The following is a 14,910-nucleotide window of genomic DNA, read 5'->3' on the forward strand; positions in this document are numbered from 1 at the left end:
TTACAGCGCCGCGTAGACGATAAAGGTCACCACGCCGAAGATCTCCAGCTGCGCTTCGTCGTCGAACACGATGGGCGCGTAGGCGGGATTCATCGGCAACAGCCGCACGTCGGGGTGGCGCTGCAGCTTTTTGACGGTGAATTCACCGTCCACCGCAGCGATCACGATATTGCCGTGCTCCGGCGTCAGGGCGCTGTCGACAATCAACAGATCGCCATCCTGAATATTGCCGTCGATCATCGACTCGCCGCTGGCGCGCACGAAGTAGGTGGCGTTGGGGTGCCGCACCAGCAGCTTGCCGATGTCCAGCCGGCCTTCGACATAGTCCTGCGCCGGGGAAGGAAAGCCGCAGGCCACGCGATCGGCAAACAGCGGTAACGTTAGGGGTTCACCTGGTGAAAAAGCATACAACCTTGAATTGCTCAGCATAATCATAACCAAACTGTATATTTATACAGTTAAGCATAAACAAAACGCGAACGCGTGCAACCCCCAATCCCCCTGCGGATCGCGCTTTCCCGCGTAATATAATAATTTTCTGAGCGATTTTTCCTGCAGCTTTTGGCGTTCTTCACGTGTGTTTGCACACATGATATCCACCAAAACTGTGGATAATGCGGCACTCAGACCGTTGGCGTATCGATGGGCAGGATGAGTGAGGGATTGTCATTGCGAACGGCGCCGACGGCGGGCGATACCGGTTGCCAGACGAAATCCTCTGCCTGCAGGCTGTACACGTCAGCCTGCATTTGACCAGAGGGCGGGACTAAGCGGGAGTCGAGCCAGTCGCGCGCGGCCGTCGGTCTCTGCTGCGTACAGCGCCGCAAAGAACAGCGGCAGGCCTTGCCTCAGCAAGAGCCCACGGGAGGAACGGCGGACGGCCTTACAAAATGACGCCAATAAAATTGCGACTGGCAATGGCATCAATGGGACGGCCAGAGACGAAAGTCAGTACGTTATGCCAGGAGCTTGGGATAACCCGACAAACGCTGTACCGCCACATTTTCCCTGATGGTCCACTGCGAGCTGACGGTATAAAGCTGCTCAACCGGGGATAATTTTAGCGGACGGAAAAATCTGGGGTTCCGGCGTAGAATCCCGAATAAGGAATAATCCTTAATTCATTTCCGGATTATTAATTCCATCTAAAACCTCTCGGCAATATTCTTTTTTATAGGCTTCATCATTACTTAATGACTTAACCAAAAAATCAGCATTTTTCCAACCATTATCCCAATGCGTATCGAATCCTGACTGTTCATACTTTAATGTTCTAGTTAATGAGTCTTTTATTTGTTTTTTATATTTATCAATTTTCTCATTGGTTGCCCCACAAACATCATGTGCAACACGAGCATTTGAGCCAGAAAAACCTATTGCTGAAATTGCCATCGCTTCATTTGATTTGTCGAAATCATTCGCATATGCCACAGCATTAGATAAAGCGAATATGACAAGAGCAGGTATGATTTTTTTGTATGAAATCATCTTTCACCTCTAACTCATTGATTGTTCATGGGGTCAGTTTGGATATCGAAAATTATTGTACATTAAGGCTGCTTTTTAATCAGTCTCAACTTCTTTATAGAAGGCCTGAATGCGACAAACTTGGGAAGTACTGTAGCCTGTCGCGTCTGCTGTTTCTCGGATGCTCAGTTTCTTAATCTGTCGGTAGTACAGGACTTTCTGATGTCGTTCCTGATCTGCCTGCTTTCCCCGGTATCTACCCAACGTATGCGCCCGTTCAATTCCCGGCTTTTGCCGTTGGCGGCGACTTGATCGTTCCGTCCGCGCGCCACAGCAGCAGGCAGGGGGCACGCAGGTTCGGCCAGCACAATCAGCATCCGTCGCTACAGCGGCGACGGCCGGCGGACGTTAACCGTTGCCACGATGTCACTCCTCTCTCTTATAGATGAGGACATGCAGGCGCAGCCGGTCGGCATCAACACGTTCATCCATTATTGTGCCCGGATAGCCCTGCAGCGCCAGACCGTACCAGAAACTCAGAATGGCAGAAGGCTTACCCAACTCTAGGGTGTAACCCATCCCGCCCTGGTTCAGATTGCATTTTTTAATCGCATCTTCTGCTTCCCGGATCAGCTGCGCATAGCTGAGTGAAAAATTCAGTGCCTGATCCATCCTGCTCGCTCCATCTCACCGCTGGCGCGCACGAAGTAGGTGGCGTTGGGGTGCCGCACCAGCAGTTTGCCGATATCCAGCCGGCTCTCGACATAGTCCTGCGCCGGGGAGGGAAAACCGCAGGCCACGCGATCGGCAAACAGCGGTAACGTTAGGGGCTCACCTGGTGAAAAAGCATACAACCTTAAAGTACTCAGCATAATCATAATCAAACTGTATATTTATACAGTAAGACATAAACAAAACGCGAACGCGTGCAACCCCCTATCCCCCTGCAGATCGCGCTTTGCCGCGTAATATAATAATTTTCTGAGCGATTTTTTTTTACGCCTGCTAACGGTTTCACGCTGCCTTGCACACACGTTATCCACTAAAACTGTGGATAACCTGCAGGGCGTGATTCCCTACGCGAGCGGGATCAGAATCCTGTATAATGTCCACACCTGCTCAATAAGCATTCATCCCCGTCGGCGCCTCGTCACCGACGGTCACGAGAACGTTATGAACAAGCACCTACTCCTCGCAGAAACCGACGACATCGAACAGGCCTGCCTGTCTCGCCATGCGGTCTGGCAGCGCACCGATCTGGCTCAGGCGCAGCAGGATTGGCTGGCGGAAGAAGTGCCGGTCGCACTGGTGTACAACGGCATTTCCCACGTGGTGATGATGGCGACGCCGAAAGATCTGGCGGCCTTCGCCATCGGTTTTTCGCTGTCCGAAGGCATCATCACCTCTCCCGACGATATCTACGACATCCGTCAACAACCGGCCTGCAACGGCATTGAAGTGCATGTAGAGCTCTCGAGCCGCCGCTTTATGCAGCTGAAAGAGAAGCGCCGCAGCCTGGCCGGCCGCACCGGCTGCGGCGTCTGCGGGGTCGAGCAGCTGCAGGAGGTTGCTCAGCCCATCGCACCGCTGCCCTTCACCCAACGTTTCGATTTGGCCCAACTCGACCGGGCGTTGGCTCAACTGCAGGAAGTGCAAACGGTGGGAAAACTGACCGGCTGCACCCATGCGGCGGCCTGGATCCAGCCGGACGGCGCACTCAGCGGCGGATGTGAAGACGTCGGCCGCCATGTGGCGCTCGACAAACTGCTGGGTTACCGCAGCCAACAGGCCTGGTCGCAAGGGGCGGCGCTGGTCTCGAGCCGCGCAAGCTATGAAATGGTGCAAAAGTCCGCCATGTGCGGCGTCGAGATCCTGTTCGCCGTCTCCGCCGCCACCCGTCTGGCGGTGGAAGTGGCCGAGCGCAGCAACCTGACGCTGGTGGGCTTCAGCAAACCGGGGCGCGCCACCGTCTATACGCACCCGCAACGGCTCTGGCAATCGACAACGGCGGCATAGCGCCGCCGGATAAGAATCGACTATTCTCAATAGCAGGACACCAGGAAGCACCCACGTTATGATAATTCGCCCGCACCAGAACTGGTTTTTTCGCCTGTTCGCCTGGCACGGTTCCGTGCTGTCAAAAATTACCTTTCGCCTGTCGCTGAACGTGCTGATGTCGATAGTGGCGGTGATCAGCTACCAATGGTACGAACAGCTCGGCGTGCATTTGACCATTGCGCCGTTCAGCCTGTTGGGCATCGCCATCGCCATTTTTCTCGGCTTTCGCAATAACGCCGGCTACAGCCGCTTTGTCGAAGCGCGCAACCTGTGGGGCTCGCTGCTGATTACCGAACGCACCCTGCTGCGCCAGATCAAAAGCCTGCTGCCGGACGAACCGGCGGTGCAGCAAAAGGTCGCCAAGCTGCTGATCGCCTTTAGCTGGAGCCTGAAGCATCAGCTGCGCGGCACCGACCCCACCGCCGATCTGTACCACAATCTCACCGGCAACGAGCTGGCCGAGGTGATCGCCAGCCCGATGCCGACCAACCGCATCCTGCTGATGCTGGGCCAGGAAATCGGCAAATTGCGCCGTCAGGGCTTGCTGAGCGACATCACCTTCGGGCTGATCGACGATAAGCTGAGCGAACTGTCTCACACCCTCGGCGGCTGCGAACGGCTCGCCAGCACCCCGGTGCCGTTCGCCTATACCCTGATCCTGCAGCGCACCGTTTACCTGTTCTGCAGCCTGTTGCCTTTTGCCCTGGTGACCGATCTGCATTACATGACACCGTTTGTTTCGGTGTTCATTTCCTATACCTTCTTATCCTGGGACTCACTGGCCGAAGAGCTGGAGGATCCGTTCGGCGTGTCGGCCAACCATCTGCCGTTAAACGCCATTTGCAACACCATCGAGCGCAACCTGCTGGAAATGAACGACCAAAGCCCGCTGCCACCGCTGATGAAACCCGACGAGCACTTTAATTTGATCTGATCTATTTCACCCGAACACACTGGAGCCGAATGCAATGAATGCAAATAACACCCCGCCGCAAGCCGTATTCACGCCGGTCACGCGCCATGCCATTTTCATCGTCGCCACCCTGTCGCCCGTTCCCGCCCATCTGGCGGCGGTGCGCGCCTGGTGCGGCGATATCGCCGCCGTGGTACGTTCGGTCGGCAAACGCGCGCCGGCGGGCAATCTCACCTGCGTCTGCGGCTTCGGCTCCGAGGCCTGGGATACGCTGTTCGGCGCGCCGCGCCCTCGCCAGCTGCATCCGTTCAGCCCGATCGGCAGCGGGGAGCGCGTTGCGGTCGCCACGCCTGGCGACATCCTGCTGCACATCCGCGCCGATGAAATGGATCTGTGTTTTGAACTGGCCTCTCAGTTGACCGCCAAGCTCGGCGACGCCGTGACGGTGATCGAGGAGGTGCACGGCTTCCGTTATTTCGATCAGCGCGCCATGATCGGCTTCGTCGACGGTACGGAGAACCCGGAGGGGCACGAAGCCTTCGACTACACGGTGATCGGCGACGAAGACGCGGCGTTCAGCGGCGGCAGCTATGTGCTGGTGCAGAAATACCTGCACGATATGCAGGGCTGGAATTCGCTCAGCGTGGAAACGCAGGAGAAGATCATCGGCCGCCATAAACAGTCCAACATCGAGCTGGATGAAGCGGTCAAACCGTCGTCGTCGCACAGTTCGTTGACCACCATCACCGACGAGCAAGGCAACGAGGTGAAAATTCTGCGCGACAACATGCCGTTCGGCCGCCCCGGCCTGCGCGAGTTCGGCACCTACTTTATCGGCTATGCGCGCTCCCCGCAGCCGATCGAGCAGATGCTGGAAAACATGTTTATCGGCCGCCCGGCCGGCAACTACGATCGGCTGCTCGATTTTAGCCACGCGGTGACCGGCACCCTGTTCTTCGTGCCTTCTGCCCCGCTGCTGGAAGCGCTGGCCGATCGCAGCGGCGCCGAACTGCACTAACGCCTCTTCGGCGGCAATGCCTCCCCCCGCGACTTATACTGAATTAACGTTGCGTTATTGAGGGGGAGGCGCCATGCCGCTCACATTCAAACCGTCGGAAAGACTCTCCATCGGCACCGAAATAGAGCTGCAGCTGGTCGATGACGAGCACTACGATCTTACGGATCGGGCTGACCGGGTGGTCAGCGCGGTCGGCGACCGCCGACGCGTCAAACATGAGCTCACCAAGTCGATGGTGGAACTGAACAGCTCGGTGCACCGCGATCTCGATGCGCTGCACGCCGAGCTGCGCGCCCTGACCGATACCGTCCGGCGCAGCGCACGACGCCTGGGCTGTGACGTCTGCGGCGGCGGCCGCCACCTGAGCAACGACTGGCGCAAGCAGGTCATCAGCGACAACGCGCGCTACAGGCAGCTGGCCAGCCGCTTTGGCTATCTCTCCAAACTGGCCTGCGTATTCGGCCAACACATCCACCTCGGCGTCAACGACGGAGACGAGGCGATGTACCTGTGCCATGCGCTGACGCCCTATTTTCCGCAGCTGATCGCGCTCAGCGCTTCGTCACCGCTGTACCAGGGCGTCGATACGCGCTTTGCCAGCTCCCGTTTCAGCGCACAGAATTCTTTCCCCAATTACGGCTGCCTGGAACACATCTACAGCTGGCGCGAATTCAACGCCTACTATGACCGGCTGCATGCCGCCGGCGTCATCGACAGCGTCAAGGATATTTACTGGGATGCGCGGCCGAAACCGGAGCTGGGCACGGTAGAGATCCGCATCTGCGATACGCCGCTGCGCCTCGCGCACGCCACGCTGCTGGTCGGCTACTGCCGTCTGCTGGCCGATTTTCTGTTGCAACACCGCACGCCGATCGCGCCGGAGTACGATGCCTTCACCAACTACAACAAGATCAACGCCTATCGCAGCGGTTTCGCCGCCGAATACGTCGATCCCGCCACGCTGCGCCGCTGCAGCCTGACCGCACATATCCTGCACACCCTCGACTCGCTGAGCGGCTTCGCCGAGCGGCAGGAGGATCGGGCCGTGCTGCAGGCGGTCGAGCGCCATGTGCGCCGGGGCATCAGCGATTCGGAGCATATCCGCCAGATGTTGCACAACGGCCTGCCGCAAACCCAGGTCATCAAACGCCTGTGCGATGAGCTGTTGCAACCGGCAAGTTAAGTTTCGGCTATCGATTCCATACGCCAAAGCGGCTGTTCATTATGTGCTCTTTCGCTACAATCGTGAGCACTGACATTCACCGTATCGAGGACACTATGTACAATTTCTCCCGCTATCAGGCAAAAGAACTGGCGCTGGCTTACATGAGCGGCAAAAAGCACGATCTGTCGCCGCAGGAGTTTTTGCAGCAGCTGAAAAGCAGCGAAAGATCGTTTGAGCACCTGCTGAAACACGGCAGTGAAATGCCGCGTGACGTGCTGGTCAAAAGCTTCTGAACGGCCGGTCGCCGGCCTCTTTCCGTCTACGCCGCCGGTGGCGGGCCTGACAGGTCCGCGCATTCCCGGCCGTCTCTCTCCCTTTCTCTTCGCCCCCGACGTTTCGCCTCCACCGACCAACACCCGGAAAATTCGCCTTTAGAGACGAATTATTGACATATTCGTATTCAGGTGCGAATTTATAGTCATCCCCCATCCACAACGGATCACGCCATGCCGACGCCAATCAGCGTAATCAGCGGCGATCTGGTCGATTCTCGCCGGTCAGACACCGTCAACTACCTCAACGGGCTGCACAGCCTGCTCGATCGGCTGCAGCGCGACGGGCGGCTGCGCCAGGTGGAAATCTTTCGCGGCGATGCCTTCCAGGCGCAGGCCGCGCCGGAGGACGGGCTGTTGCTGGCAGTGTATATTCGCACTGCGCTGCGGGCGATGGGCACCGCTCACTGGGATGCGCGCATCGCCGTCGGGCTGGGTAGCCAACGGCCCGACGCCGCCGGTTACGGTAGCGCCTTTATCAACTCCGGCAGCGCGCTGGACGCCATGACGAAAAATTGCCGCCTGGCTCTGAAAACCGACAACGATCGGACAAACGCCATTGTCAGCGATCTGCTGCCGATGTTAGATCATGTCATTGGCCGCTTGTCGCAGACCGAAGCGCGCATCGTCCAGGCGAGAATGTTCGCCGACAGCGGCGCGGCCGTAGCCGAGCAGCTGCAAAAAGCCGCTTCCACGGTCTCCGCCACGCTCAAACGCGCGGCCTATGAGGAGATCATGCGGTTTATTCACGCCATTAACAGGATCGTCTGACTATGGATCTGACCTATGCGCCTTTACTGGCCTGGCTGTTGATCGTCCATCTGCTGGCGGATTTTCCGCTGCAGCCGCTGAGTTGGGTGGAAGATAAAATCCAACATCGCGCGCGTTCGCGTTTTCTGCTGCTGCACGCGTTGCTGCATGGGGTGCTGGCCGCCTGGGTGGTGGCCGGTTTCGGCCTGCTGCACGGCGGACTGTCTTCACTGCAGGTGTTGGTCAGTCTGCTGGTTATCGCCGTCAGCCACTACCTGATCGATTTGCTGAAAGTCACCGCCATGATCCGCCTGAGCCCGGCCCGCAGCTTTCTGCTCGATCAGGGATTGCATCTGGCGGTGATCGCCTTGCTGTGGCTAGGGCTGACGCCGAATGCCGGTGAACTGCTCGCGGCGTTGGGACGGCAACTGGGGAGTTGGCAAACCGGCCTGGTGCTGGTGGCCTACAGCCTGATTTATCTGCCGATGAGCCTGCTGATTGGGCAACTGCTGGCGCGCTGGACGCCGCAAATGCCGCCTTCGGCCAAGGCCGACAACGATTCGCTGCTGCGCGCGGGCAAACAGATTGGCTATCTGGAAAGAACGCTGATCCTGACCTTTGTGCTGCTGGGGCAAATTCCGGCGATCGGCTTTTTGCTGGCGGCCAAATCTATCTTCCGTTTCGGCGATCTGCGCCAAAGTGACGATAAGATGCGTACCGAGTATGTGCTGCTCGGCACGCTGTTTTCCTTCACGCTGACCATCATGCTCGGCCTGCTGGTCAACAAACTGCTGTAGCGGTGCGGGGGCGAAGAATTTCGCCCCCGAAGTGAACGCCGAGGCGGCTTAGAGCCACTCGCCGAAGCGGCGGATATAGAAACGCTTCATCAACTGTGCGACCACGCAGTAGCTGACCAGCGTAGCGGCCAACCACGGGAAGTATTCCCACGGCAGCGGCTGCAAGCCAACCAGGGCGCCGAGCGGCGAGAACGGAATGTAGATGCCGAGCGCCATCACCAACCCGGTGGTCAGCAAGACCGGCAGCGCCGCCGTGCTCTGAATGAACGGGATCTTCTGGGTGCGCAACATATGCACCACCAGCGTTTGCGACAGCAGCCCCTCAATGAACCAGCCGGACTGGAACAGCGCCTGGTGTTCCACGCTGTTGGCGGCGAACACGTACCACATCAGCGCATACGTCGTGATATCGAAGATTGACGAGGTCGGCCCAATCCACAGCATAAAGCGCCCGATGTTTTTGGAGTCCCACTTGCGCGGCTTGCGCAGGAACTCTTTGTCCATCTTGTCCCACGGCAGCGACAGCTGGGAAATGTCGTACATCAGGTTTTGAATCAACAGGTGGATCGCCAGCATCGGCAGGAACGGGATGAAGGCGCTGGCCACCAGCACCGAGAACACGTTGCCGAAGTTGGAGCTGGCGGTCATGTTCAAGTACTTGATGATATTGCCGAAGGTCTCGCGCCCTTTGATTACCCCCTCTTCCAGCACCATCAGGTTCTTTTCCAACAGGATGATGTCCGCCGACTCCTTGGCGATATCAGTACCGGTGTCGACCGAGATGCCGACGTCGGCGTCGCGCAGCGCCGGCGCATCGTTGATGCCGTCGCCGAGGAAACCGACGGTATGGCCGTTGGCCTGCAGCATTTTCAGCACCCGCGATTTTTGCAGCGGCGTCAGCTTGGTGAAGACCGTGCGCTGTTCCACTTCGCGCGCCAGTTCTTCGTCATCCATCTGTTCAATCCGCAGCCCGGAGAGCGGCTCGCCCGGCTCCAGCCCGACGTCGCGGCAAATCTTGCAGGTGATCACCGGGTTGTCGCCGGTCAGCACCTTCACCGTCACGCCATTTTCCTGCAGCGCGGCGATCGCCTGCTGAGCGCTCTCCTTCGGCGGATCGAGGAAGGTCAGCAGCCCTTGCACCACCATATCGCGTTCGTCGGCCACGCTCAGCGGTTCGGCCGGGCGCTGCGCATCCAGCTCGCGCGTCGCCAGCACCAGCACGCGGAAACCGTCTTCGTTATATTCTCGGGCCAGCGCCTGCAACGCCGCACGGCGCGCGTCGTCCAGCACCAGCGTCTGATCGCCTTCGCGCACGTGGGTGGCGATCTCCAGCATCTCCTCCACCGCGCCCTTACAGATCAGCTGCTGGCGGCCATTCTCATCCGCCACCACGATCGACAAACGGCGGCGCACGAAATCGAACGGCAGCTCGTCCACCTTGCTGAAACGCCCCAGGGCTTCAATCCCCGGTTTGCCGCGGCCAAAGCGGATCACCGCCTGATCCATCAGGTTCTTCATGCCGCTCTGATGGAAGCTGTTCAACCAGGCCAGGTGCAGCACCTCGTTATCTCTGGCGCCGTTGACGTCGATGTGGTGCTCGAGAATGATGCGGTCCTGGGTCAGCGTGCCGGTCTTGTCGGTGCAAAGCACGTCCATGGCGCCAAAGTTCTGAATGGCGTTCAGACGCTTCACCACCACCTTGCGACGCGACATGGCGATCGCCCCTTTCGCCAGGTTGGAGCTGACGATCATCGGCAGCATTTCCGGCGTCAGGCCGACCGCCACCGCCAGCGCGAACAGCGCCGCTTCGCTCCAGTCGCCTTTGGTGAAGCCGTTGATCAGCAACACCACCGGCACCATCACCAGCATGAAGCGAATCAACAGCCAGCTGACGCTGTTCACCCCGCGATCGAACGCAGTCTGCGCCCGTGTCCCGACGATCGATTTGGCCAACGAGCCGAAGTAGGTGCGCCCGCCGGTCGCCACCACCACCGCCGTAGCGGTACCGCTGGCGACGTTGGTGCCCATCAGACAGATGTTGGAGAGCTCAAGCAGCGCGTTCTCGCTGGATACTTCCCCTTCGCTCGACTTCTGCGCCACGTTGCCCATCGCATCGTATTTCTCGATAGGGATCGCCTCGCCGGTCAAAATCGCCTGGCTGATGAACAGATCGCGCGAGGCGATAAGACGCACGTCGGCCGGCACCATGTCACCGGCGGAGAGCTGGATGATATCCCCCGGCACCAGTTCGCGGATCGGCACTTCCAGCGTCAGCGGATGCGCGCTGTAGCTGCTGCGGCGCAGCACCGTGGCGGTAGTGCGCACCATCGATTTCAGCGCTTCCGCCGCTTTGTTGGTGCGGTATTCCTGCCAGAAACGCAGCAGCCCGCTCAGCGTGACCATGGTCAGGATGATAATGACGCCGGTGAGTTCAGTTTCTTCACCGCTCTGGAGCGGCAGCCAATAATCGGTAAAGAAACTGATCGCAGCCAGCACCATCAGCACGAAGATAAACGGGTTGTTGAAGGCCTTGATCAGCTGGATCAAGGCATGCGGCGCCTTGTCATGGGCGACCTGGTTGGCGCCGAACTGCTCCAGCCGCTCATCGGCGTCGTCCTGGGTCAAGCCGTTGCGGTTGCACTTCAGGTTCGCCAGCGTTTGAGCGATGCTGTTGGTGGCCTCTTGCGCAATGGCGTAGGTCACCGCGTCTTTATCACGGCGACGCGTTCTTTCATTAATCTGAGTCATAACGCTATTCTCTTATTTTAGTTCTGCGCACAGCGAAGCCCCGCCCGATAAACAGGTGACTATGCGCAGCTTGGAATTTTTTATTAGCGTGACTAAATGGCGGAATTACCCTGTCAGCCACGCTGGGATCATTTTCCTTCCGGGGTCATCGTCCATAACGCCTCCTTAATGTTCAGCGTTATTCAAGGCGTGCATGAATAAACCTGAACATATAATCAAGTTAATCAATATTTATATCATTAATCAGACCGGTAATTCGGACGCGACGCGCCAGCGAACGGCACTCACGCTTTTTTCCAGACTGACGCGGCAGACAATACCTTCGATTTCTTTTTGCGCGGCCGGCGTAGCGGTAATTTCCGCGCACACTTCCAATTGCCCCGGGCTCGAAATATCGGCGCTGCGCAAGGATTGCAGCCGCAAGGCGACGCCGTTCAGCGCCTGCAGGATCAGGGTGCGCACCAGAATTTCGTCCTGCTCGCCGCAGGTCACCTGAATGCGATAGCACAGTTCCAGATCGGTCGCCTGCTGATGCGGCTGCAGATTGATGCGCTGCGCGGCTTCGCGCAGCAGGATATTGGCGCACAGGATCACCAGCGTAGCGACCACCGCATCCCAATGCTGGCCCAGGCCGCACAGTACGCCGATCCCCGCCGAACACCACAGCGTGGCGGCGGTATTGAGGCCGCGAATATTAAGCCCTTCACGCATGATCACGCCGGCGCCGAGGAAGCCGATACCGGATACGATCTGCGCCGCCACGCGGCCGGCGCTGGCCGGATCGGTGGACATGGAGCTGAGAATAAAGACCGCCGCGCCGGTCGCCACCAGCGCATTGGTGCGCAGGCCGGCCATGCGTTGGCGCCACTGGCGTTCGGCGCCAATGACCGCGCCCAGGCACATCGCCAGCAATAAATTCAAAACGAAAGGAGTCATAGCCATGACTGTCCCCTTAATTAACCGCAGGAGATAAAATCATGTGCTGTTTAGCACACGCGAAATCGCGCTGAAAATAAATCAGCGAATCAGCGTGCTGTGCCTGGAGGGAAAAGGCTGTGGCTGCAGAATACCATAATAACGTCCAACTCAATTCACCTGAAACCGTCAGGCATCAGGAAACGTTTCTTATTCGGGTATGCACAGCTCAGAAATAACTGGAGAGGGGTGCTGCCCGCCGATAACGGCAAGCAACAAATCAGAAGAGAATTGGTCAGCTTGCCTTATTTGTTTTATTACAACTACAACTGTCCAATTGGGTTTCTCCACTGAAATTTTGGCTGAGTATAGTGACGTCGGGTAATGAAGTAAAGGCTAATTTATTAAACGAAAAATAAACTGGAATACGGCGTTTATATTTCGATGTCACAAATAGAAGATGGCGACATTGGGTGACACTGCGCTTATCGGTAAACTGCCCTCTTTCATCTTCCAAGGACGCCCCTGATGAAACAACGGTTTTCCCCGCTCGCGCTGGCGCTGCTCATCAGTTTTCCCGCCGAAGCCTTACTGCTGCAGCAAGGCGACGTGCAGTTTGAACTCGACCCTGCCACGCTGCATATCGCCGCAGGCCCGGTGCCGATCAATCTGGCGCAGCCTGCGCAGCAGGTAACGGATCTTACCGCAACGCCACGACGCGCCAGCTGGCGATGGCCGCAACGCGCAATCAACGTCAGCGCCCGTCTGGAAGGCGGCGATCTGCGCCTGAGCTTCAGCAGCGATCGGCCGCAAACCCTGAACTGGTATCGTATGCCGCAGGGAGAAACGCTGCTGTTGCCGATCGGCGAAGGCAGCCGCATCCCGCTGGACAACGCGGTCTGGCGTCATTACCTGACGACGGAAATGACGCCGCTGGATACCAACTGGGATCTGAAACTGCCGCTGTGGAGCCTGCAACACCAGGGTAAGGTCTACAGCTGGCTGATGTTGACGCCGTTCAGTAACCAGATAGCCTTCGCCACCGCGCAGGAAAAGCTGGCGATGCGCGCCAGCCACCAATTCAATCGCTTCAATCAACAACAGGCATTCGAGGTGCTGCTGCACGTCGGCAACGCCCCGCTGTCCGGCGCCCGCCGTTACCGCGACTATCTGCAACAAAACGGCCGGTTCAGCAGCCTGCGCGAGAAGATCAAGCAGGCGCCCGAAGGCGAAAAGCTGATCGGCGCTACCCATATCTATCTGTGGGGCGACCAATTGCTGGCGGCGGAGGATGTCAAGGATTGGCCGGGATTACTACACTACTTCGCCTCTCCCGCCGCCGAAGCGCTGCGGCAGAAGATGGACGCCGAGAGCAGAAGCTTGCTGCTGCGGCTGGCGGGAAAAACGCCGGAGGGCTGGCAACAACAGCCCCTGATCGACGGCATCAACCGGGCGTTGACGGCGCAGTTCGCGCTTGGCGCGACGCCGGATGACGCCGACTTTCTGCAGGCGCAACAGCGCCAGGCCGCCGCAGTGCGGGCGCTGGCGCAACGGGAGCTGGGACGCTGGTTAACCCCAGCGGACGGTTGGGGGCAAGGGTTGGCCAAACCGTTGATCGACGCGCTGCGCCAGGCCGGTTTGCCGCGCCTGTGGTTGGGCACCGATAACTGGACCGCCGCCTTCCTGCACCCGCAAGCGGTAGCCGCCGCCAAAGCGGCCGGTTATCTGATCGCCAGCTACGACTCCTACGATACCGCCATCGCACGCGGCGTCAACGACAGCTGGCTCACCGCGCAGTTGCCGACGACGCTGCGGGAATCCTGCGCCATCGTGCGTGCAGACGGCAGCAGGAAACCCGGCTTCGGTAAACAGGGTTATTACCTCAATCCAGGCTGTGTCCTGCCCTATTCTCAACAGCGCATGCGCGAACTGGTGCAATTGGCCGGGTTGAACAGCCTGTTTCTCGATGTGGACGGCACCGGCATGGTGTCCGACGACTATCAGCCCGACCACCCAACCGGCGCGGCGCAGATGGCCGAAGCCCGCAACGCCCGGCTCGCCTGGTTCAGCGCCACCCTTAAGTTGCCGCTGGGCTCAGAGGATGGCAACGCAGTGACCGCGCGCAGCCTGATGTTCGCCCACGGCATGGAAACCTGGGGATTCGGCTGGGGAGATAAACAGATGAATCAGGATAAATCCTCGCCCTATTATCTCGGCGCTTGGTGGCCCAACGCCCAACCGGCGTTTTTCTTCCGCCCCGCCAAAGTGAAACAGCCCTACCGTACCGTCGAATTCGATCCGCGTTACCGCCTGCCGCTGTATCAGGCCGTTTTCCACGATGCTATCGTCAGCAGCCACCACTGGAATTACGACAATCTGAAGTTCAGCGACGTTCAGACCACCCGCAGCCTGCTCAGCCAGCTGTACAACACCGCGCCGATGTTCCACCTGAGCCGCACCACTCTGGCGGCGCGCTTACCGGCGATAAAACGCGCCGATGCCGCCTTCCGGCCGCTGCATCAGGCCTTGTGGGATAAAGCGTTAACCGACTTCCGCTGGCTCGATCGGGACGGCTGGGTGCAACAGACGACGTTCAGCGACGGATCGACCCTGACCGCCAATTTCAGCGCGCAACCTTTCGGCGGCGTGGCGCCCCACAGCGTACGCGCCAAACTGGCCGACGGCCGCACTCTCGACGTCGCACCTTAGCAAGGCCGCCGACAGTGGGCTACGCTAGGCTATATTTC

Annotated in this window: 13 protein-coding genes and 3 pseudogenes; 8 read left to right on the forward strand and 8 right to left on the reverse strand. The window is 58.8% G+C overall.

Annotation, left to right across the window (positions count from 1 at the left end):
• The 6 genes and pseudogenes from umuD to HWW83_RS04570 all read right to left on the reverse strand — a co-directional run.
• The gene (gene umuD / locus HWW83_RS04555; protein WP_047574693.1) at nucleotides 1-435 is read right to left on the reverse strand and encodes a translesion error-prone DNA polymerase V autoproteolytic subunit; all 435 of its coding nucleotides are present in this window, start codon (nucleotides 433-435) and stop codon (nucleotides 1-3) included.
• Between the two features lie 188 nt (nucleotides 436-623).
• Nucleotides 624-803: pseudogene (locus HWW83_RS25830) on the reverse strand (SOS response-associated peptidase family protein); the annotation flags it as partial.
• Between the two features lie 313 nt (nucleotides 804-1,116).
• Nucleotides 1,117-1,488: a hypothetical protein gene (locus HWW83_RS04560; protein ID WP_126502249.1), complete on the reverse strand. Its 372-nt coding sequence runs from the start codon at nucleotides 1,486-1,488 to the stop codon at nucleotides 1,117-1,119.
• A 75-nt stretch (nucleotides 1,489-1,563) separates the two neighbouring features.
• A pseudogene (locus HWW83_RS25655) lies at nucleotides 1,564-1,776 on the reverse strand (resolvase); the annotation flags it as partial.
• A gap of 117 nt (nucleotides 1,777-1,893) precedes the next feature.
• Nucleotides 1,894-2,139, reverse strand: a complete 246-nt coding sequence (locus HWW83_RS04565) for a hypothetical protein (RefSeq protein ID WP_033650831.1) — start codon at nucleotides 2,137-2,139, stop codon at nucleotides 1,894-1,896.
• A gap of 14 nt (nucleotides 2,140-2,153) precedes the next feature.
• Nucleotides 2,154-2,345: pseudogene (locus tag HWW83_RS04570) on the reverse strand (S24/S26 family peptidase); the annotation flags it as partial.
• Nucleotides 2,346-2,640: 295 nt separating this feature from the next.
• Between HWW83_RS04570 and fdhD the strand changes: the two are divergent.
• The 7 genes from fdhD (at nucleotide 2,641) to HWW83_RS04605 (ending at nucleotide 8,500) form a co-directional block, all read left to right on the forward strand.
• Nucleotides 2,641-3,483: a formate dehydrogenase accessory sulfurtransferase FdhD gene (fdhD, locus tag HWW83_RS04575; RefSeq protein ID WP_033650829.1), complete on the forward strand. Its 843-nt coding sequence runs from the start codon at nucleotides 2,641-2,643 to the stop codon at nucleotides 3,481-3,483.
• Nucleotides 3,484-3,541: 58 nt separating this feature from the next.
• Nucleotides 3,542-4,459, forward strand: coding sequence for a bestrophin family protein (locus HWW83_RS04580; RefSeq protein WP_164119674.1), 918 nt, complete (start codon nucleotides 3,542-3,544; stop codon nucleotides 4,457-4,459).
• Nucleotides 4,460-4,493: 34 nt separating this feature from the next.
• A complete protein-coding gene (locus tag HWW83_RS04585; RefSeq protein WP_033643584.1) occupies nucleotides 4,494-5,456 on the forward strand; it encodes a Dyp-type peroxidase in 963 nt (320 codons plus the stop codon).
• A gap of 73 nt (nucleotides 5,457-5,529) precedes the next feature.
• Entirely contained in the window at nucleotides 5,530-6,639 is a 1,110-nt protein-coding gene (locus HWW83_RS04590) for a YbdK family carboxylate-amine ligase (protein ID WP_122003949.1), read from the forward strand.
• A 95-nt stretch (nucleotides 6,640-6,734) separates the two neighbouring features.
• Complete coding sequence (locus HWW83_RS04595; protein WP_004935085.1) at nucleotides 6,735-6,914, forward strand: hypothetical protein; 180 nt, start codon at nucleotides 6,735-6,737, stop codon at nucleotides 6,912-6,914.
• A 213-nt stretch (nucleotides 6,915-7,127) separates the two neighbouring features.
• Nucleotides 7,128-7,724, forward strand: a complete 597-nt coding sequence (locus HWW83_RS04600; RefSeq protein ID WP_069100618.1) for a hypothetical protein — start codon at nucleotides 7,128-7,130, stop codon at nucleotides 7,722-7,724.
• 2 nt (nucleotides 7,725-7,726) lie between these two features.
• On the forward strand, nucleotides 7,727-8,500 hold the full coding sequence (locus HWW83_RS04605; protein ID WP_033650823.1) for a DUF3307 domain-containing protein: 774 nt from the start codon (nucleotides 7,727-7,729) through the stop codon (nucleotides 8,498-8,500).
• 48 nt (nucleotides 8,501-8,548) lie between these two features.
• Here HWW83_RS04605 and mgtA read toward each other — a convergent pair whose 3' ends face one another.
• A complete protein-coding gene (gene mgtA / locus HWW83_RS04610) occupies nucleotides 8,549-11,248 on the reverse strand; it encodes a magnesium-translocating P-type ATPase (RefSeq protein WP_033643589.1) in 2,700 nt (899 codons plus the stop codon).
• A 243-nt stretch (nucleotides 11,249-11,491) separates the two neighbouring features.
• Nucleotides 11,492-12,190 (reverse strand): MgtC family protein, encoded by a 699-nt coding sequence (locus HWW83_RS04615; protein WP_025303346.1) that lies wholly within the window; start codon nucleotides 12,188-12,190, stop codon nucleotides 11,492-11,494.
• A gap of 501 nt (nucleotides 12,191-12,691) precedes the next feature.
• Between HWW83_RS04615 and HWW83_RS04620 the strand changes: the two genes are divergently transcribed.
• On the forward strand, nucleotides 12,692-14,872 hold the full coding sequence (locus tag HWW83_RS04620) for a glycoside hydrolase (protein WP_069100619.1): 2,181 nt from the start codon (nucleotides 12,692-12,694) through the stop codon (nucleotides 14,870-14,872).
• Nucleotides 14,873-14,910: the final 38 nt, after the last annotated feature.

The sequence above is a fragment of the Serratia ureilytica genome, assembly GCF_013375155.1.
Taxonomy (GTDB): domain Bacteria; phylum Pseudomonadota; class Gammaproteobacteria; order Enterobacterales; family Enterobacteriaceae; genus Serratia; species Serratia ureilytica.

What these genes read in the sequence shown, in the direction of transcription:
- HWW83_RS04590 (WP_122003949.1), top strand. Translation starts at nt 5,530, where the DNA reads ATGCCGCTCACATTCAAACCGTCGGAAAGACTCTCCATCGGCACCGAA.
- HWW83_RS04585 (WP_033643584.1), top strand. Translation starts at nt 4,494, where the DNA reads ATGAATGCAAATAACACCCCGCCGCAAGCCGTATTCACGCCGGTCACG.
- HWW83_RS04600 (WP_069100618.1), top strand. Translation starts at nt 7,128, where the DNA reads ATGCCGACGCCAATCAGCGTAATCAGCGGCGATCTGGTCGATTCTCGC.
- HWW83_RS04565 (WP_033650831.1), bottom strand. Translation starts at nt 2,139, where the DNA reads ATGGATCAGGCACTGAATTTTTCACTCAGCTATGCGCAGCTGATCCGG.
- mgtA (WP_033643589.1), bottom strand. Translation starts at nt 11,248, where the DNA reads ATGACTCAGATTAATGAAAGAACGCGTCGCCGTGATAAAGACGCGGTG.
- HWW83_RS04615 (WP_025303346.1), bottom strand. Translation starts at nt 12,190, where the DNA reads ATGGCTATGACTCCTTTCGTTTTGAATTTATTGCTGGCGATGTGCCTG.
- HWW83_RS04620 (WP_069100619.1), top strand. Translation starts at nt 12,692, where the DNA reads ATGAAACAACGGTTTTCCCCGCTCGCGCTGGCGCTGCTCATCAGTTTT.
- HWW83_RS04605 (WP_033650823.1), top strand. Translation starts at nt 7,727, where the DNA reads ATGGATCTGACCTATGCGCCTTTACTGGCCTGGCTGTTGATCGTCCAT.
- HWW83_RS04595 (WP_004935085.1), top strand. Translation starts at nt 6,735, where the DNA reads ATGTACAATTTCTCCCGCTATCAGGCAAAAGAACTGGCGCTGGCTTAC.
- HWW83_RS04580 (WP_164119674.1), top strand. Translation starts at nt 3,542, where the DNA reads ATGATAATTCGCCCGCACCAGAACTGGTTTTTTCGCCTGTTCGCCTGG.
- fdhD (WP_033650829.1), top strand. Translation starts at nt 2,641, where the DNA reads ATGAACAAGCACCTACTCCTCGCAGAAACCGACGACATCGAACAGGCC.
- umuD (WP_047574693.1), bottom strand. Translation starts at nt 435, where the DNA reads ATGATTATGCTGAGCAATTCAAGGTTGTATGCTTTTTCACCAGGTGAA.
- HWW83_RS04560 (WP_126502249.1), bottom strand. Translation starts at nt 1,488, where the DNA reads ATGATTTCATACAAAAAAATCATACCTGCTCTTGTCATATTCGCTTTA.